We start from the raw sequence: 18,428 nt of genomic DNA on the forward strand, positions 1-18,428 counted from the left end.
AAATCGCGCCACGCTCTGGTCCTTTGCCCCGCCGTTTGCGGCAAACTATCCCAAGCCGGGGCCGGATAGAACAGCTAACTGGTCATCGCGGCGCGCACGGGCTACCTATCGCTGATCACATCCCAGACAGGAGCGATTATGCCCGTGCCAGCCGAAATTCAGTTCAGCGCCATCGATCTTGATCACATCGCACAGGTGACAGGACAGATCGCCATCCTTGTCGATCAGGATGGCCGCATGGATCAAAGCGGGCGCAAGCTGAACAGCCTCGCGCGCAAGGCAGTGGAAAAGCTGACCGGCTCTGCAGCGTTTGAAAAGCTCGCGTTGGGCGATCTGGCGCAGATCAGCTATCCCTCCGGGCTCGCAGCCACAGCGATCTGTGTCGTCAAACTCGGCCGCCGCCCGTCTGTGGCCGAGGCGCGCAAGGCAGGCGCTGCACTGGCCAAGGCGCGCGGCGATCAGGATCTGCTGGTGCTGGCGGGCAATTACCCGCGCGCGGCGGATATCGCTTTGGGACTGGCTTTGCGTGGCTATCAATTCGATACCTACAAGACCGACGCAAAGCCGGGCAGCACCAGAACAGGTTTCATGGTGGCAGAGCCGGAAATCGTGGCCAAATCCGCAAACCCGATGGCGGCTGTCGCCGAAGGCGTGTTTTTCACCCGCGATCTGACCAATGAACCGGCCAATGTGCTGACGACGGATGATTTCGCCGCAAGGCTCGCCGCGATGCAGGATCTGGGGCTGGATGTCGAGATATTGGAAGAGGCCGATCTGGCCCGGCTTGGCATGCGGGCCTTGCTTGCGGTCGGGCAGGGGTCGGACAGTGCGACCAAAGTGGTGGTCATGTCCTGGAACGGCGGCAAAAAGGATGACGCCCCTTTCGCGCTGATCGGTAAAGGCGTGGTATTCGATTCGGGCGGCATCAGCCTGAAACCGGGCGCCGGCATGGAAGAGATGACCGCCGATATGGGTGGCGCTGGCGTTGTGGCCGGTGTCATGCGCACGCTGGCGCTGCGTAAGGCGCGGGCGAATGTGGTCGGTGTCGTCGGTCTGGTGGAAAACATGCCCTCCGGCACGGCGACCCGGCCCGGTGATGTGGTCCGGTCGATGAAAGGCGACACGATCGAGATCATCAACACCGATGCCGAAGGCCGCCTGCTTTTGGCCGATGTGCTATGGTATGTGCAGGAACGGTTCAGCCCCAGCGGCATGATCAATCTGGCCACCCTGACCGGCGCGGTCGAGGTCGCCTTGGGCCATGAAAACGCCGGGCTGTTTTCCAACAATGACGCGCTTTGCAACCATGTGCTGAAAGCCGCAGAGGCTGAAGGCGAAGGCGCATGGCGGCTACCCTTGGGCAAAGCCTATGATGCGCTGATCACATCGCGGATCGCGGATATGAAGAATACCGGGGGCAGGGCGGCAGGTGCGATCACTGCGGCGCAGTTCCTGCAACGTTTCGTCAAGGATGATATGCCATGGTGTCATCTGGATATCGCCGGTGTCGCCTATGTGACCTCTGAAACCACGCTGGCCCCGGCGGGGGCGACAGGCTGGGGTGTCATGGCGCTGAACCGGCTGATCGCAGATCATTACGAGGGGTAGATGGGCGCAGTATTTTTCTACGAATTGCAGGGCAGCCCGCTGGAAACCACGCTGCCGATGCTGCTGGACAAGGCGCGCGGGCAGGGCTGGCGGGTACTGGTGCGCGGCAATGATCTGGCCCTTCTGGCGCGGCTGGATGATTTGCTCTGGCAAGGGCCGGTTGACAGTTTCCTGCCGCATGCGCTGGCCGGTGGCCTGCATGATGAAGATCAGCCGATCCTGCTCGGCGATGTTTCGGCCACGGGTTTTGCCTGCGTGATGGCCGTCGCCGGTGCTGGTGTCACTGCGGAGGAAGCGGCGGCCTTACAGCGCGCCTGCATCCTGTTCGACAGCCATGACACAGCCAAAGCGCAGGCCCGCGTGCAATGGAAAACCCTTACGGACGCCGGCATCGCCGCGCAATATTGGGCGCAGGAGGATGGGCGCTGGGTGAAAAAGGCGGAAAAGCCAGCGCAAGGCTGAGAGGGCGGCAAGGGGCGCTGCCCCTCGCCCGGATCAAGTCCGGGCTTCACCCCGGAGTATTTGCAGAAATAAGAAGAGGGGCACCAAAACAGGCGGCCGGCCTCGCTTTGTTCGAAATACTCCCGCCGGAGGCTCGAAAGTTTTTAAAACGCAAAGCTCGAATCAAAATCCGGCGGCAGTTCGGGGGCAGGCGCGCAGGCGGCGAGCAGGAGTATCAGGACAAAAGCGCGGATCATCGGGTCAGGACCAGTTCATTATCGGCAATCTCGATCCTGTCATAAAGCCCCAGATAGGACATGCCAAGCAGGCTTTCCTCCATAGCGCCGCCATTGACCACGGCGCTGATAGGGCCGTCACTGATGCCTTCCAGCGTCATTGTGTCCAGCATGACCGGTGCGGTCGGGACCATGCCATTGGCGGTCGAGGCCATGCCGGAATAGGTCAGGGTTTCAGGGTCAATACCGACCCGCCGCGCATCGTTTTCGGATAAAACCACTTGGCTGGCCCCGGTATCGACAACAAAGCGCACCGGCGTGCCGTTGACGTCGATATTCAAAAAGTAATGCCCGCCCTGACCGCGCGGCACGTTAATCGTGCCATCCGGCATGGCAGCCTGACGTGGGCTGACGTTCTGGCTGATATCGCCCCAAAGACCGTAAGCCCCGATCACACCGACAAAAATCAGCGCCCAGATTGCGGCCTGTTGCGCCATTTTGCCCATATTGTTGCGACCCGCCACAATGGCAGAGCCGCCAATCGCCGCGCCCAGCAGGACAAGATAGGTCAGTTGCATGATCTGGTCCGTGCTCATGATCCCTTATATAGGGCTTAGGTGCCGATTCCAAAGCCCCGTAAGCCATCCATCACGAATTGCACGGCCAAAGCCGCCAACAACATGCCCAATACGCGGGTCAGGATATTCAGCCCGGTCTTGCCCAGCACCCGTTCGATGACTGGCGCGGCGAGGAAAGACAGAAAGGTGATGATCAGCACCACGAAAACCACCCCGGCAATCGCGCCGTAATCGGCGGGACTAGGGGAATTGCCCGCCAGCAGGATCACTGTGGTGATCGCCCCCGGACCCACGATCAGCGGCAGGGCAAGCGGAAACACCGAGGGATCATCCTGATGTTCGGCCTGACCTTCGGCGGCGTTATCTTCGCGCCTTGCCTGACGGCGCTGGAACAGCATGTCGAGCGCGGTCAGGAACAGCAACACGCCACCCGCGATGCGGAACGCATCCATCGAGATGCCGATGAACCCCAGCAAAGCCTCGCCCACGAACAAAAACAGCATCAGAAGGCAGGCCGCGACGGTGCAGGCGCGGATCGCAATGGCGCGGCGCTGGCTCGGTGTCATGCCTTGGGTCAGGGCGATGAACACCGGCGCCAGCCCCGGCGGGTCCATGATGATGAACAGCGTCGTAAAGGCGGCGATCAGGGCGGGCAGTTCGGTCATGTTTTATGTCCGTCCAGAAAAGATTTGATGCGCGCCGCGCGGGGAGTATTTGTCACAAAGCGAATGGATCAGGCTTTTTCGGCCTTTTCCAGCTTTTCAAGGCTGGCCATCCACATCGCCTCGGCCCGGCCCAAACCGTCCATGACTTCGGCGTATTTCTTGTTCCATGTCGCCAATTCGCCCGCTTTGGCATCGTCGTAAAGTGCCGGATCAGCCAGCTTCTTGGCCAGCTTATCGCGCATATCGTTGATTTTTGTGACACGCTCTTCGTTCTTGCGCACATCGGCACGCAGGGCGAGGATTTCATCACGGGTTGGTTTCGGCGCGGATTTGGGTTTCGGCTTGTCTTTTTCCGCAGGCTTTTCCGGCGTCAAAAGCAGGCGGCGATAGGATTCCAGATCGTCGTCATAGGGTTTGACATGGCCGTCTTTGACCAGCCACAGCCGGTCTGCGACCATCGAGAGCAGGTGCATATCGTGGCTGACAAGGATGACAGCGCCGGAATAGGCGGTCAGCGCTTCGACCAAAGCCTCGCGGCTTTCGATATCGAGGTGGTTTGTCGGCTCATCAAGGATCAGCAGATGCGGCGCGGGCAGGGTGGCCAGCAGCAGCGACAGACGCGCCTTTTGGCCGCCTGACAGACGCCCAACCTCGGTTTCCGCCTGATCCGCGCCAAGGCCGAAACCGGCCAGACGGGCGCGCAGGCGGGCCTGGCCTTCGACCGCGCGTTCGCGCATCAGGTGCTGCAGCGGGGTTTCATCGACATAAAGCTCATCGACCTGATGCTGGGCGAAGAACCCGATGCGCAGCTTGTTCGACGTCACCATCGTGCCGCGTGCGACGTCCAGCCGCCCGGAGAGCATTTTCGACAGGGTCGATTTGCCTTCGCCGTTGCGGCCCAGAAGGGCGATCCTGTCATCCTGATCGATCCGCAGGTTCAGATCATGTAGCACGATGGTGTTGCCGTACCCCACGGCCGCACCTTCGGTCGCGATGATCGGTGGTGCCAGTTCTTCGGGTTCGGGAAAGGTAAAGACCGTGCGCGCCGCATCTTCGGGCGCGCGGATGGTTTCCATCTTTTCCAAGGCCTTGACGCGGGACTGGGCCTGCTTGGCCTTCGACGCCTTGGCCTTGAACCGGTCCACAAAAGCCTGCAAATGCGCGCGTTTCGCGTCCTGTTTCTTGGCCGCCGATGTCATCAAGGCGCGCTTTTCGGCGCGTTGCTTGGCGAACATATCGTAGGTGCCGGTGTAGTAAATCAGCCCCTTGTCTTCCAGATGCAAGATGCCGCCGACTGACCGGTTCAACAATTCGCGGTCGTGGCTGACGATCAGCACGGTATGGGGGTATTTGACCAGATAGGCCTCCAGCCAGAGCGCGCCTTCAAGGTCGAGGTAGTTTGTCGGTTCGTCCAGCAGCAACAAGTCGGGTTCAGAGAAGAGAACAGCCGCCAGCGCCACGCGCATCCGCCAGCCACCGGAAAAGGCCGAACAGGGCTGTTGCTGTTCTTCATGGGTGAAGCCCAGACCTTTCAGGATCGTCGCGGCCCGCGCTTCGGCAGACCAGGCATCGATATCGGCCAGACGTGTCTGCACCTCGGCGATGCGGTCGGGGTCGGTAACGGTTTCCGCCTCGGCCAACAAAGCCTCGCGTTCCTGATCGGCGCGCAGCACGGTGTCGATCAGCGACACCTCGTTGCCGGGGACTTCCTGGCTCACACCGCCGATTTTCCAGCCTTTAGGAATGCTGACATTGCCGGTATCCAGCACCATCTCGCCCCGGATGATCCGGAACAGGGTGGTCTTGCCCGACCCGTTCCGGCCCACAAGCCCGACCTTATGGCCGGTGGGAATAGTGACAGTGGCGTTTTCGACCAGGGTGCGGCCTTCGACGGAATAGGTGAGGTCTGATATTTTCAACATGGCGTTGCCTTGCCCCATCGCGGGCGCGGGGTCAATCGGTGGAAATGGGGTTGCTGGGTGCTGGCGGGCCTTTTCACGCGGGATGGCGCATGTTAGGGCAGCGCCAGTTCAACCCAAACAGTGAAAGACCCATAATTATGGCGATCCAGCGTACATTTTCTATCATCAAGCCCGATGCGACCAAGCGTAACCTGACCGGCGCAATTGTCGCGAAATTCGAAGAAGCAGGCCTGCGCGTTGTCGCATCCAAGCGTATCCAGCTGACACTGGCGCAAGCGCAGCAATTCTACGGCGTCCACAAGGACCGGCCATTCTTTGGCGAGCTGTGTGAATTCATGGTGTCCGAACCTATCGTCGTGCAAGTGCTCGAAGGCGATAATGCGATTGCGAAAAACCGTGAAGTGATGGGTGCGACCAACCCTGCAGATGCGGCCCCCGGCACGATCCGCAAGGAATTCGCGCTGTCGATTGGCGAAAACTCGGTCCATGGCTCGGATGCGCCGGAAACAGCGGCAGAAGAGATTGCGTTCTTCTTCTCGGGTCTCGAACTCGTCGGTTAATAGGACGGACGTCGGGGAAAACTCCGACCTATCTTATCAGTCACCGTAGGTCGGGGTTCTCCCCGACCCAAAGGCCACCCGCATCACGCAGGTGGCCTTTTCTGCGCCGGGACCACGCCAATCTGGTTGAGGATATATTCCAAAGCGGATCTATCACTATCAACATGCTGCGCCTTCAGCGCATCGAACTGTACCCGCAAAGCAGCTTTTTCCGCCCCCTTGCAATCATTCCAAGGCCGGCCTTGCAGCGCCATATGCAACACGTAGTAGCTGATGAAATGTGGTTTGCTGCCGTCCTGCAAAAGCCGGATATAGGCGGCATCCGCGCCTAACGCGTGCAGCTCTTCCGCCGTGGCAATACCCACGGCGCGCAGCGACCCGGCAAAAGCGGGTCCGATATTGCGGATGGTTTCGAGCGCAGCCATAGCGGCAGATTACCCGCAAGCCACGCGAAATCCAGCTTTAGATCGAGGCCAGATCGGTAAAGATCGGTTTGGCCGGGACCTGCGCCTGCATCTGCGCAGGCTGGGCTGTTGGCTTGCTCTGGCCCATCTGTGTGGGCTGGCTTTGGGTGTTTGGCTGCGAACTGGCCATTTGTCTTGTCCTGAATGAGGGATCGTACCGGTGATATTACAGCCGGACAGGGCTTTCGCGCCAGCCCGGCTGATTCCGGTCACAGGTTTCGTGACATTTTTGTGACGTCAGCTTTTGCCGCGTTTCGGCGCGCCGGATTTGCCAGCTGGTTTGCGCGGCTTGGCGGTGCCACCCGGTGGGACGAAGCGTTTCGAGGTATCGTTGGCGCTAGGCTTGGGCTTACCATCGGGTTTGGCAAAACCGGGCTTGCCATAGGCAGGCTTGCCACCGGGTTTGCCGGGCCGCGCGAAACCGCCGGGCTTTTTATCGTCGGATTTGCCTTTGTAAGGCGCACCTTCGGATTTCGCCTTATAGGGCGGCTTGCCTTCGGATTTACCCTTATATTCCGACTTGCCCTTATAAGGCGGTTTGCTGTCGGATTTGCCTTTATAGGCGGGTTTGGCACCATAGGCGACCAAGGCATCGCCATGATCGCGCCGTTCTGGTTTCTGGCGCGGTTTGCGGGCCTTGGTGTCATCGGCGGCACCATGGATCGGCTGGATCGCAGCAACATCGGGTTGCGCGGATGGTGGCGGCGCGTCCTGATCACGCGGCGCATGGCGGCGCGGTTTCGGCGTGTCGCTGTCGTAATCACGTTTCGTCGCGCGCGGCCCGCGTTCGCCGATCTGCGGCGCGCCATCCATCTTGGACAATTTCGCCTGATTTTCCAGCACCATATCCGGGCCGATCGCGGCAAGGAAACCAGCGACGGCGGGTTCGGAAATCTCGACAAAAGTCTCATTCGGCTGGATACGGATCGCGCCGATTTCGGTCTTTGTGATGCCACCGGCCTTGCAGATCATCGGCAGAAGCCAACGCGCCTCGGCCTTGCCTTCGCGGCCCACATCGACGCGGAACCAGCGGGACGGGCCGAATGATTTGTGATCACGCGGCGCGCGTTCCTTGCCGTCGCGGTCCTTGGTGACCGGACCGTCCTTGTATTCGCTCAATTCTTCGGGCGCGGATGTCTTGCCCGCATAGATCCGCAGATAGGCGGCGGCGATCTGTTCGGGCGCATGTTGCGCCAGCAGCCGCGCGGCGAATTCCTGTTCGCTGTCGGTAAAGGTTTCCGACCAGACCGGATCATTCAGCAGGCGTTCTTCATCACGCGCGGTGACTTCATCGGCTGTCGGGGGCAGTGCCCAGGTCGCCTCCAGCTTGCCCCAGGTCAGCAGGTTCTGCGCGCGCCGTTTCATCTTGGCGGGCACGATCATCGCGGAAATACCCTTGCGGCCCGCGCGCCCGGTCCGGCCAGAGCGGTGCAGCAGGGTTTCGGCATTGGTCGGCAATTCAGCGTGGATCACCAGTTCGAGATTCGGCAGATCGATCCCGCGCGCCGCCACATCCGTCGCCACACAGACCTGCGCACGCCCGTCGCGCATCGCTTGCAAGGCATGGGTCCGCTCGGTCTGGCTGAGTTCACCGGACAAAGCCACAGTCGCAAAGCCGCGATTGGCCAGACGGGTGGTCAGCCGTGTGACCATGGCGCGGGTATTGGCGAAAACGATGGCATTGGGGGCGGCGTAGAAGCGCAGGACATTGATGATCGCGGCGTCGATATCATGGTTGGCGACAGTCAGCGCGCGGTATTCGATATCGCTGTGCTGGCCTTCCTTGCTGGCGGTCGCCACGCGGACGGCGTTTTTCTGGTAAGATTGCGCCAGTTTCGCGATGGCGGCAGGCACGGTGGCCGAGAACATCAAGGTGCGGCGACTGGGCGGTGCTTGGTCAAGGATGAATTCAAGGTCTTCGCGGAACCCGAGGTCCAGCATTTCATCGGCTTCGTCCAGAATGACAGCCTTGATATCGCTCAGATCAATCGTGTTGCGCATGATATGGTCGCGCAGACGGCCCGGTGTCGCGACAACGATCTGCGCGCCACGTTCCAGGCTGCGTTTCTCATCACGGAAATCCATGCCGCCGACGCAGGACGCCAATGTCGCCCCGGTGCCTGCATAGAGCCATTGCAATTCGCGTTTGACCTGAAGTGCCAATTCGCGGGTCGGTGCGATCACCAGCGCCAAAGGGCGACCGGCGGGACCGAACAAGCCATCTTCGGGCAGGATCGTCGGGCCGATGGCCAGACCAAAGCCCACGGTTTTGCCAGAGCCGGTCTGCGCCGAGACGAGCAGATCCTGATCTGCAAGCGCTGCATCTGTCACGGCCACCTGCACTGGTGTGAGGTCGGTATAGCCTTGGGCAGACAGGGCATTCGCAAGGGTCGGGATCATCGTCGTCATCAATCTTGTGCTTTCAGAACTTTATAAACTCTGCGCCCTACGCTTGATAACCCTGTTTGTATAGGGGCAATGTCGTTTTAGACAGAACGCGCCGGGGGCCAGCCCCCAGCCGCTATGAAGAATCCGGGGGCCAGCCCCCGGGCCCCCGGGATATTTTTACTCGGAAGATGGAAGATGTGCGGCGAACCACGCATCGATCCGGGATTTCAGCGCAGCCCAGAGTGCGGGCGCGCCGCGCGCGACTTTGACGCCGACGCGGGATTCGACTTGGGCGGCAGTGACATTATAGGCGCGCCAGCTTGCACCGTCTGTTTCCAGATTGGCAACCAACGGCTGCACCCGGTCAATGGACTTGGCGAAAACGGCATCGGGGGTTTCTGCCGCCTCGAATTCATCCCAGAGCGCGCGGAAACTGGCAGCCTGATCCGGCGGCAGCAGGCCGAAAATCCGGGTGGCGGCGGCTTGTTCTATGGCGTCTTGCGCTGCGATGTCGTGATCACCGTGGATCGGGGTGTCGCCTGCGTCAATCTCGACCAGATCGTGGATCAGCAGCATCCGGATCACCCTGTCGATGTTCACATCGGGGCCTGCCTGTTCGCCCAGCACCAAGGCATAAAGCGCGATATGCCAGCTATGTTCACCGCTGTTTTCCCGGCGCGACCCATTGCAAAGCGTCGTGGCGCGCAGCACGGATTTGAGTTTGCAGGCTTCGGTCAGGAAGGCCAGCTGCGCGTTGATCCGGTCAGACATCAGCGGATCACCCGGCGCGGGCCGCTGTCGGGCGTCGGCGGCGCGGTCGTGGCGGGGGCCTGATATTGCCGTGCCGCCCGGTCGGCGAGAAACGCGCGCGCCCGCGCCTCTGCCCGCCGCACGCGCACCGCAGTCTGGTAGCTTTCCTGCAGGATCTGTGATGAGGTCCCCAGCATGTCGCCGATCTGATCCACAATCAGCACATCGCCAGAGGCGGCCTGATCGGCCAAAGCCAGATCAGCCAATTCGCCTGCGACTTTTTCCAAATAGCTTTCGTCCATCTGACTACCGTGTGTTTTCTGTCAACCGCCGCCGGACATAGGTTTTGACCGTGTCGATCATCGGGTCCATATGCGGATCTTCAAAGAAATGGCCCGCACCCGGCACTTCATCATGGGTGATGGTGATGCCTTTTTGTTCATGCAGCTTGTTGACCAAAGTCACCGTATCCTGCGGCGGTGCGACACGGTCATTGCTGCCGTTGATCACCAGGCCCGAGGCCGGGCAGGGGGCAAGGAAGCTGAAATCATACATATTCGCTGGCGGGCTGACCGAGATGAAACCGGTGATTTCCGGACGGCGCATCAAGAGTTGCATGCCGATCCATGCGCCAAAGGAAAATCCCGCGACCCAGCAATGTTTGGCATTGCTGTTCATCGATTGCAGGTAATCCAGCGCCGAGGCCGCATCAGACAATTCGCCGACGCCCTGATCATATTCACCCTGTGACCGCCCGACGCCGCGGAAATTGAACCGCAGCACGGTAAAGCCAAGGTTATAAAACGCATAATGCAGGTTATAGACCACCCGGTTGTTCATCGTTCCACCAAACTGCGGATGCGGATGCAACACGATGGCGATTGGCGCGTCACGGTCCTTTTGCGGATGATAGCGCCCTTCAAGGCGTCCTTCGGGTCCGGGGAAGATGACTTCGGGCATATAATTTTCCGTCGCTGGTTGGGTGCGAGGTTTCTTGACGAAAACACTCGGGCACCTTAGAAGGATTCTAAACTAGGGGTCGCGACCCCAGGTCCGGTTCACGGTTGAGTAATGACGCAGCCGTGCGCCGTCAATGGATTTGCAGGGATTGGGCAGGGCGCGGGTATGAAGTTAAGCACAAAAGGCCGTTATGCGATGGTCGCTCTGGCCGATCTGGCGTTGCAGCCGAAAGAGGCCTTGGTCAATCTGACCGAGATTTCCAAGCGGCAGGATATTTCCCTGCCCTATCTGGAGCAATTATTCGTCAAACTGCGCCGGGCCGGTCTGGTGGATTCTGTGCGCGGACCGGGCGGCGGGTATCGCCTGTCACGCCCCGCCTCGGAAATCCGCGTGGCGGAGATATTGGGCGCCGTGGATGAAACGGTTTCGGCCATGCACAAAGGGGCCGGGGCCTCGGGCGGTGCGTCCGGCAGCCGCGCGCAATCGCTGACCAACCGGCTGTGGGAAGGGTTGTCGGCGCATGTCTATGTGTTTCTGCATCAGGCGCGTTTGTCGGATGTGATCAGCAATGGTCTGGCCCCTTGCCCAGCCGTGCCTGCCTTGTTCGAGGTCGTCGATGAGGATTGAGCGTCGCAAAACAGGTCGTCCCTGAATGAGGGTCTATCTGGATCATAACGCCACCACCCCTTTGCGGGCAGAGGCGCGCGACGCGATGCTGGCGGCGATGGATGTGGCGGGCAATCCGTCGAGCGTCCACGCCGAAGGCCGCGCGGCCAAGGCGATAGTCGAACGCGCCCGCGCGCAGGTGGCCGAGGCTGTCGGCGCAGGCGAGGCGGATATCGTGTTCGTCTCAGGCGCGACCGAGGCTGCGGCGCTGGCGCTGGCCGGGCGCGGATTGCAGGCGGGACCGGTTGAGCATGATGCGGTCCATGCTTGGGTCGATCCGGTTCTGCCGGTTATCGACGGTGCCGTGCAGGTGACTGACCCTGCGCGCGCGACCTTGCAATTGGCGAATTCCGAAACCGGCATCGTGCAGCGCCTGCCGGATGGCTTGGCCGTCTCTGATATCACCCAAGGTTTTGGCCGGGTGGCGTTTTCCTATGCCTGGGCCGGTGTGCAGATGGTGTTTCTTTCAGCGCATAAATTCGGTGGCCCCAAGGGGATCGGCGCCTTGATCATCCCGCGTGGGCATGACCTGAGCGCGCAGATCAAAGGCGGCGGGCAGGAAATGGGCCGCAGGTCCGGCACCGAAAATGTCATGGCCATCGCCGGGATGGGCGCTGCAGCCGCTGCTGCACAGGCCGATCTGGCGGCGGGGCGTTGGGAACGGGTTGCGGAACTTAGAAATATTCTAGAAAAGGCCATTGAGGCTGCCGAAAAGAATACTATTTTTGTAGGGAAAGGCGCGGAGCGTTTGCCGAACACATCGTGTTTCGTGACACCGGGCTGGAAAGGCGAAACACAGGTGATGGCGATGGATCTGGCAGGTTTTGCCGTTTCCGCCGGATCGGCCTGTTCGTCGGGCAAAGTCAAGCAAAGCCGCGTGTTACGCGCGCTCGGTCTGGACGGCGATGATGCGGCCTGTGCGCTGCGGGTGTCGCTGGGGCTGGATACAACAGAAGAAGAGGTCTTGCGCTTTGCGCAGGCCTGGACAGAAAAACGCGCGCGGTTGCGCGCGGCATGAGGGGAAAGATATGACTGCTTTGGACAAGATAGACGTCAAAGATGGTGTCGATCAGGAAACGGTCGATGCGGTCGCAGCCCTGTCAGGCACCTATAAACACGGCTGGGAAACCGAGATCGAGATGGATTATGCCCCCAAAGGCGTGAATCCCGATATCGTGCGGCTGATTTCATTCAAGAATGAAGAACCCGAATGGATGACCGAATGGCGTCTGCAGGCCTTTACCCGTTGGGAACAGATGACAGAACCGACCTGGGCGATGGTCAGCTATCCGAAAATCGATTTTCAGGATATTTTCTACTATGCCCGCCCGAAAAGCATGGCGGTCAAGCCGAAGTCCTTGGACGAGGTCGATCCGAAACTGCTGGCGACCTATGCCAAGCTGGGGATTCCTTTGAAAGAACAGGCGATCCTTGCTGGCGTCGAAGGGGCAGAGAATATGCCCGCCGAAGGCCGTAAGGTCGCGGTGGATGCGGTATTCGATTCCGTTTCTGTCGGCACCACCTTTCAGGCGGAGCTGAAAAAGGCTGGCGTGATTTTCTGTTCCATCTCCGAAGCGATCCGCGATCACCCGGAATTGGTGAAGAAATACCTCGGCTCGGTCGTGCCCCAGTCGGATAATTACTATGCGACGCTGAATTCGGCGGTCTTTTCCGATGGTTCGTTCGTCTACATCCCACCGGGCGTGCGCTGCCCGATGGAATTGTCGACTTATTTCCGCATCAATGCCGAAAATACCGGCCAGTTTGAACGCACGCTGATCATCGCGGATAAGGGGTCTTATGTCTCCTACCTCGAAGGTTGCACCGCACCCAAGCGTGACGTCGCCCAATTGCACGCCGCCGTGGTCGAGATCATCATCGAAGAAGATGCAGAGGTGAAATATTCCACCGTGCAGAACTGGTATCCCGGTGATGAAAACGGCAAGGGCGGGATCTATAACTTTGTCACCAAACGCGCCGATTGCCGTGGCGACCGGGCCAAGGTGATGTGGACGCAGGTCGAAACCGGCTCTGCCGTGACATGGAAATACCCAAGCTGCATTCTGCGCGGGGACGATGCACAGGGTGAATTCTATTCCATCGCCATCGCCAACAACATGCAGCAGGCCGATACCGGCACGAAAATGGTGCATCTGGGCAAGAATACCAAATCGCGGATCGTGTCCAAAGGGATCAGCGCGGGCAAGGCGCAGAACACCTATCGCGGGCTGGTGTCAATGCACCCCAAGGCCAAGAACAGCCGCAATTACACCCAATGCGACAGCCTGTTGATCGGCGATCAATGCGGCGCGCATACCGTGCCCTATATCGAGGTGAAGAATAATTCATCGCGGGTGGAACATGAGGCGACGACATCCAAGGTGGACGACGATCAATTGTTCTATTGCCGCAGCCGTGGCATGGACGAAGAAGAAGCCGTCGCATTGGTCGTCAACGGGTTCTGCAAGGAAGTCCTGCAAGCCCTGCCGATGGAATTCGCCATGGAAGCACAGGCGCTGGTCGCCATCAGCCTCGAAGGATCGGTGGGATGAAGCAGATTGACGGGATGCATATGAGTTCTGTGGTCGTGGAACAGGATGCTCATGTCCTGTCTTCCGCAATGATCATGGGCGATCTGCATGTGCGCGGCGGCGCGCGTGTGATCGTCGACGGCATGGTCGGCGGCACCCTGATCGCCGAGGATAGCACCGTTGTCCTGAACAATATGGCTAAACGGATAGAAACGCGCGGCACGGGTGAGATTACCGGCCCCGGCATGCGCGGAAATTGATTGAGTAAGGAAGAATAAAATGTTGGAAATCAACAACCTACACGCCGAACTGGAAGACGATTCCGAAGTAACGATCCTCAAGGGTCTGTCGCTCTCTATCAAACCGGGCGAGGTGCATGCGATCATGGGCCCGAACGGGTCGGGCAAATCGACCCTGTCCTACATCTTGTCCGGCAAGGATGGCTATAAGGTCACCGATGGTTCCGCAACTTTGGAAGGTGCCGATCTGCTGGATTTGGAACCCGAAGAACGTGCCGCCGCTGGCCTGTTTCTGGCCTTCCAATACCCTGTTGAAATCCCCGGTGTCGGCAACATGACCTTTCTGCGCACCGCTGTGAACGCACAGCGCAAAGCGCGCGGGGAAGAGGAATTGAGCGCGGGTGATTTCCTGAAAGAAGTCCGCGCGAAGGCCAAGGATTTGCAGATCGACGCTGACATGCTCAAGCGGCCCGTGAATGTGGGATTCTCGGGTGGTGAAAAGAAACGCAATGAAATCCTGCAAATGGCGATGCTGGAACCCAAGATGTGCATTCTGGATGAAACCGATTCCGGTCTGGATGTCGATGCGATGAAACTGGTCGCAGACGGCGTGAATGCGTTGCGGTCTGACAACCGCTCATTCCTTGTGATCACCCATTATCAGCGCCTGCTCGACCATATCAAACCGGATTTCGTGCATATCCTGTCGGGTGGCAGGATCATCAAATCAGGCGGCCCGGAACTGGCGCTTGAGGTGGAAAACAACGGTTACGCCGATCTGTTGGCGGGGGCGGCCTGATGGCAGTCGCGCAACTGAAACTGGATACCACGACCAACCGGCTGGCCGCAGTCACCTTGCCTGACGGTGCCGTCTGGGCGCAGGCCGCGCGCAGCGATGCGCTGGCGCGGGTCAGCGCGATGGGCCTGCCCACGCGGCGCGATGAATATTGGCGCTACACCGATCCGGCCTCCTTGGTGGCGGTCGATGCCCCAGCGGCGGCATTGTTCGACAATGGCGAAGGGCCGCTTTTCGCGGGCCTCGACAAGATCGCGCTGGTCTTTGTCGATGGCGTTTTCGACGCCAGCCAGTCGGATGATCTGACAGGCGTGGGGCTGGAGATCGACCATCTGTCCACCGCGACGCAAGCTGATATCCATTGGGCGACAGACCTTTATGGCAAGCTGGAGGAGCGTGGCCAGCATCCTGTGCCGCGCCCGCTGGCGGCACTTAACACCGCTATTGCGACGGATGGCATCGTCATCCGCGCAACTGCCGCCGTGACCAAGCCCGTGCATATCACCTATCTGCACCAATCCACGACCTCGGATGTCACCCTGCACCATGTCGTCCGGGTCGAGGAAGGCGCAAGCCTGACCCTGCTGGAAACCGGCCCCGGTGCCGCGCGGCTGAACACCTGTCTTGAGGTCGATATCGCCAATACTGGCCAGTTCCACCACATCCGCGCCCAAGGCAACGACCATGAACGCCGCGCCGTGACGCATTGCTTCGCGCAGCTTGGCACGGAATCGGTGTTCAAATCCTTCACGCTGACCTTCAACGGTGTGCTGACGCGCAATGAATGCGTGATCGACATCCGCGGCGATGATGCCATCGCCCATGTGGCAGGTGCCTGCGTCGGCGACGGCGATGATTTCCACCATGATGACACGGTGTTCGTGACCCACGACGCGTTGCGCGGCGAAAGCCGTCAGGTGTTCAAAAAGGTCCTGCGCAACGGCGCCGTCGGCGTGTTCCAGGGCAAAATCCTCGTCAAACAAGGCGCGCAGAAAACCGATGGCTATCAGATCAGCCAATCGCTGCTGCTGGATGACGACAGCCAGTTCCTCGCCAAGCCGGAACTGGAAATCTACGCCGATGACGTCGCCTGTTCACACGGCTCCACCACCGGGGCGATTGATGAAACGGCCTTGTTCTATCTGCGCTCGCGCGGGGTGCCGCTCCATACGGCGCGCAATCTGCTGACGTTGTCCTTCCTTGCCGAAGCCTTGGCCGAGATTGAAGACGAAGCCTTGGCCGAAGAACTGCAGACCCGGCTGGAAGGCTGGCTGGCGCGGCGCGCCTGATGCCAGTCACCAGCGACATCGTGCGGACATGGCGCGCGCCGCGTGCGGTGATGCGCGATATTCTGGCGCAGGGCAGGCGGGAGGATCGGGCAATCGCCTATTTGCTGATCGCCTGTTTCCTGATCTTCATCGCGCAATGGCCACGGTTGTCACGGATGGCGGCTGGCTTTGATCTGGCACCGGGGGCCGAGGTGCCGGAACTCGACCGGCTGATCGCCTATGAATTTCTGGCATGGCTCATGGTCTGGCCGCTGTTCTTGTATTTCATCGCGGCCGTCACACATCTGATCGCGCGGCTGTTTGGTGGCAAGGGCAGCATGTATAGCGCACGGATCGCCCTGTTCTGGACGATGCTGGCAACCTCGCCCGCGATTCTGCTGCACGGCATGATGCGCGGTTTCGTCGGGCCGGGGCTTGAGGCGAATATCATCGGCGCATTCTGGCTGATCGCCTTTGCTATCATCTGGGTCCAATCACTCCGCGAAGCAGAAAGCAAACCATGAATATGACACCGCAAACTGCTTTCCGCGCGCTTTGGGGCACGATCACGGACCCGGCCAATGCGGCGCGCCATGTGCTGCAATGGCCGATCAGCCTGCTGAACCTCTGGTCCGTTCTGGTGCTGGTCGCGGTGCTGAACGTGCTGATGCTGGCTTTGTTGCAGGCGGTGTCGCCGGTACCGGTGGTATTGCAGGACCAAGGGCTGGTGCTGACGCCGTTCAGCTATGCTGCCATCATCCTCGTGTTCCTGTTCCTGCTGGTCTACACGATCTACCAAATCGGTCGGATGATGGGCGGCCAAGGCAGTGTCGAGGATTGTCTGAAAGCCATCATCCTGTTCCAGACCGTCAGCGTCTCGCTCGAGGCGGTGCAGGTCCTGCTGGTGATCATCAGCCCGATGATTGCAGGATATTTCGGCATCATTTCGCTGGTGATCCTGATCCGCTGCATTTTGAATTTCGTCAATGTGATGCACCGCTTTGAAAGTATTGGCAAAACCATTTTGACCTTGCTTTTCGCGCTGATCGCCACCGCCCTGATCGCCGGGATCGTCCTGTCGGTTCTGGGCGTCGCACCAACAGGGATGCAAGCATGAGCCTTGATATCGCAAAAATCCGCGCCGATTTCCCGATCCTGTCGCGGCAGGTGAATGGCAAACCCTTGGTTTACCTTGATAACGGGGCCTCGGCGCAAAAACCGCAGGTGGTGATCGATGCAGTCACCCAGGCCTATTCCCAGGAATATGCCAATGTGCATCGCGGCCTGCATTACCTGTCCAACCTTGCGACGGACAAATACGAATCCGTGCGCGGCACGATTGCGCGCTTTCTCAATGCCGGGTCCGAGGAGGAGATCATCATGAACTCCGGCACCACCGAGGGGATCAATATGGTCGCCTATGGCTGGGCCATGCCCCGGATGGAAGCAGGCGATGAAATCGTCCTGTCAATCATGGAACATCACGCCAATATCGTGCCCTGGCATTTCCTGCGCGAACGGCAGGGCGTGGTGATCAAATGGGTCGAAACCGATGCCCGCGGCGATCTGGACCCGCAAAAGGTGATCGATGCAATTGGACCCAAGACGAAACTGGTTGCCATCACCCATATGTCCAACGTGCTCGGCACAGTGGTGGATATCAAGGCGATCACCGCCGGTGCCCATGCCAAGGGCGTGCCGGTGCTGGTCGACGGCTCACAGGCCGCCGTGCATATGCCCGTCGATGTGCAGGATCTGGGCTGCGATTTCTATGCGATCACCGGGCATAAACTCTATGGCCCATCAGGGTCTGGCGCGATCTATGTGAAACGCGAAAGGATGGCCGAAATGCGCCCCTTCATGGGCGGCGGCGATATGATCCGTGAAGTGGGCCGCGACACCGTCACATGGAACGACCCCCCGATGATGTTCGAGGCGGGCACCCCCGGCATCGTCCAGATGATCGGCCTCGGCGTGGCCTTGGATTACATGACCGGGCTTGGCATGGCGCAGATCGCCGAACATGAACGGCAACTGCGCAATTACGCCCGCGACAGGCTGGACGGTCTGAACTGGGTGCAGGTGCAGGGCACATCCGACACCAAAGGCGCGATCTTTTCCTTCACGCTGGACGGTGCAGCCCATGCGCATGACATTTCCACGGTGCTGGACAAGAAAGGCGTCGCCGTGCGCGCCGGATCACATTGCGCCATGCCGCTGATGGAGCATATGGGGCTGGGTGCCACCTGCCGCGCGTCCTTCGCGGTCTATAACACCACCGACGAGGTCGATATCCTGATCGACGCGCTGGAATTGTGCCACGACCTGTTTTCCTGATATTTGACATTGCGAGGGG

At 60.0% G+C, this 18,428-nt stretch carries 21 protein-coding genes; 12 read left to right on the top strand and 9 right to left on the bottom strand.

The window, feature by feature from the left end:
• The first annotated feature begins 138 nt into the window (after positions 1-138).
• Both VOY09_RS01955 and VOY09_RS01960 read left to right on the top strand, forming a co-directional pair.
• Positions 139-1,608, top strand: a complete 1,470-nt coding sequence (locus tag VOY09_RS01955) for a leucyl aminopeptidase (protein ID WP_322892565.1) — start codon at positions 139-141, stop codon at positions 1,606-1,608.
• The gene (locus VOY09_RS01960) at positions 1,609-2,070 is read left to right on the top strand and encodes a DNA polymerase III subunit chi (protein WP_322892564.1); all 462 of its coding nucleotides are present in this window, start codon (positions 1,609-1,611) and stop codon (positions 2,068-2,070) included.
• 232 nt (positions 2,071-2,302) lie between these two features.
• Here VOY09_RS01960 and VOY09_RS01965 read toward each other — a convergent pair whose 3' ends face one another.
• The 3 genes from VOY09_RS01965 to VOY09_RS01975 form a co-directional block, all read right to left on the bottom strand.
• On the bottom strand, positions 2,303-2,881 hold the full coding sequence (locus tag VOY09_RS01965) for a retropepsin-like aspartic protease family protein (protein WP_322892563.1): 579 nt from the start codon (positions 2,879-2,881) through the stop codon (positions 2,303-2,305).
• Positions 2,882-2,898: 17 nt separating this feature from the next.
• Positions 2,899-3,528: a MarC family protein gene (locus VOY09_RS01970; RefSeq protein ID WP_322892562.1), complete on the bottom strand. Its 630-nt coding sequence runs from the start codon at positions 3,526-3,528 to the stop codon at positions 2,899-2,901.
• Between the two features lie 68 nt (positions 3,529-3,596).
• Positions 3,597-5,450, bottom strand: coding sequence for an ABC-F family ATP-binding cassette domain-containing protein (locus tag VOY09_RS01975; RefSeq protein ID WP_322892561.1), 1,854 nt, complete (start codon positions 5,448-5,450; stop codon positions 3,597-3,599).
• Between the two features lie 137 nt (positions 5,451-5,587).
• Between VOY09_RS01975 and ndk the strand changes: the two genes are divergently transcribed.
• Positions 5,588-6,010, top strand: a complete 423-nt coding sequence (ndk, locus tag VOY09_RS01980) for a nucleoside-diphosphate kinase (RefSeq protein ID WP_322892560.1) — start codon at positions 5,588-5,590, stop codon at positions 6,008-6,010.
• 83 nt (positions 6,011-6,093) lie between these two features.
• Here ndk and VOY09_RS01985 read toward each other — a convergent pair whose 3' ends face one another.
• From VOY09_RS01985 to VOY09_RS02010, 6 genes are all read right to left on the bottom strand, one after another.
• Positions 6,094-6,435 carry a TfoX/Sxy family protein gene (locus VOY09_RS01985; protein ID WP_322892559.1) on the bottom strand — a complete coding sequence of 114 codons (342 nt, stop codon included), beginning with the start codon at positions 6,433-6,435 and terminating at the stop codon, positions 6,094-6,096.
• A 37-nt stretch (positions 6,436-6,472) separates the two neighbouring features.
• Positions 6,473-6,604 (bottom strand): hypothetical protein, encoded by a 132-nt coding sequence (locus tag VOY09_RS01990; RefSeq protein WP_322892558.1) that lies wholly within the window; start codon positions 6,602-6,604, stop codon positions 6,473-6,475.
• Positions 6,605-6,711: 107 nt separating this feature from the next.
• Complete coding sequence (locus tag VOY09_RS01995) at positions 6,712-8,883, bottom strand: DEAD/DEAH box helicase (RefSeq protein WP_416236720.1); 2,172 nt, start codon at positions 8,881-8,883, stop codon at positions 6,712-6,714.
• Positions 8,884-9,039: 156 nt separating this feature from the next.
• Positions 9,040-9,633 (bottom strand): HD domain-containing protein, encoded by a 594-nt coding sequence (locus VOY09_RS02000; protein WP_322892557.1) that lies wholly within the window; start codon positions 9,631-9,633, stop codon positions 9,040-9,042.
• Positions 9,633-9,914, bottom strand: coding sequence for a hypothetical protein (locus VOY09_RS02005; protein WP_322892556.1), 282 nt, complete (start codon positions 9,912-9,914; stop codon positions 9,633-9,635). The genes VOY09_RS02000 and VOY09_RS02005 overlap by 1 nt, the downstream gene beginning before the upstream one ends.
• Positions 9,915-9,918: 4 nt before the next feature.
• A complete protein-coding gene (locus tag VOY09_RS02010; RefSeq protein WP_322892555.1) occupies positions 9,919-10,572 on the bottom strand; it encodes an alpha/beta hydrolase in 654 nt (217 codons plus the stop codon).
• A gap of 165 nt (positions 10,573-10,737) precedes the next feature.
• Here VOY09_RS02010 and VOY09_RS02015 point away from each other — a divergent pair, with 165 nt between their 5' ends.
• The 9 genes from VOY09_RS02015 to VOY09_RS02055 are packed head-to-tail and all read left to right on the top strand — an operon-like array spanning position 10,738 to position 18,409.
• A complete protein-coding gene (locus VOY09_RS02015) occupies positions 10,738-11,199 on the top strand; it encodes an Rrf2 family transcriptional regulator (protein WP_322892554.1) in 462 nt (153 codons plus the stop codon).
• 25 nt (positions 11,200-11,224) lie between these two features.
• Positions 11,225-12,256, top strand: coding sequence for a cysteine desulfurase family protein (locus VOY09_RS02020; protein ID WP_322892553.1), 1,032 nt, complete (start codon positions 11,225-11,227; stop codon positions 12,254-12,256).
• A gap of 10 nt (positions 12,257-12,266) precedes the next feature.
• Complete coding sequence (gene sufB / locus VOY09_RS02025) at positions 12,267-13,790, top strand: Fe-S cluster assembly protein SufB (protein ID WP_322892552.1); 1,524 nt, start codon at positions 12,267-12,269, stop codon at positions 13,788-13,790.
• Positions 13,787-14,029: a hypothetical protein gene (locus VOY09_RS02030; RefSeq protein WP_322892551.1), complete on the top strand. Its 243-nt coding sequence runs from the start codon at positions 13,787-13,789 to the stop codon at positions 14,027-14,029. Before sufB ends, VOY09_RS02030 begins: the two co-directional genes overlap by 4 nt.
• A gap of 19 nt (positions 14,030-14,048) precedes the next feature.
• Entirely contained in the window at positions 14,049-14,807 is a 759-nt protein-coding gene (gene sufC, locus VOY09_RS02035) for a Fe-S cluster assembly ATPase SufC (protein ID WP_322892550.1), read from the top strand.
• Positions 14,807-16,093, top strand: a complete 1,287-nt coding sequence (locus tag VOY09_RS02040; protein ID WP_322892549.1) for a SufB/SufD family protein — start codon at positions 14,807-14,809, stop codon at positions 16,091-16,093. The genes sufC and VOY09_RS02040 overlap by 1 nt, the downstream gene beginning before the upstream one ends.
• The gene (locus VOY09_RS02045; RefSeq protein ID WP_322892548.1) at positions 16,093-16,596 is read left to right on the top strand and encodes a YIP1 family protein; all 504 of its coding nucleotides are present in this window, start codon (positions 16,093-16,095) and stop codon (positions 16,594-16,596) included. Before VOY09_RS02040 ends, VOY09_RS02045 begins: the two co-directional genes overlap by 1 nt.
• A complete protein-coding gene (locus tag VOY09_RS02050) occupies positions 16,593-17,189 on the top strand; it encodes a YIP1 family protein (protein WP_322892547.1) in 597 nt (198 codons plus the stop codon). The genes VOY09_RS02045 and VOY09_RS02050 overlap by 4 nt, the downstream gene beginning before the upstream one ends.
• A complete protein-coding gene (locus tag VOY09_RS02055) occupies positions 17,186-18,409 on the top strand; it encodes a cysteine desulfurase (protein WP_322892546.1) in 1,224 nt (407 codons plus the stop codon). The genes VOY09_RS02050 and VOY09_RS02055 overlap by 4 nt, the downstream gene beginning before the upstream one ends.
• The last annotated feature ends 19 nt before the right edge of the window (positions 18,410-18,428 follow it).

Source organism: Yoonia sp. 67-2 (assembly GCF_035117555.1).
In the GTDB taxonomy this organism is placed as follows: Bacteria; Pseudomonadota; Alphaproteobacteria; order Rhodobacterales; family Rhodobacteraceae; genus Yoonia.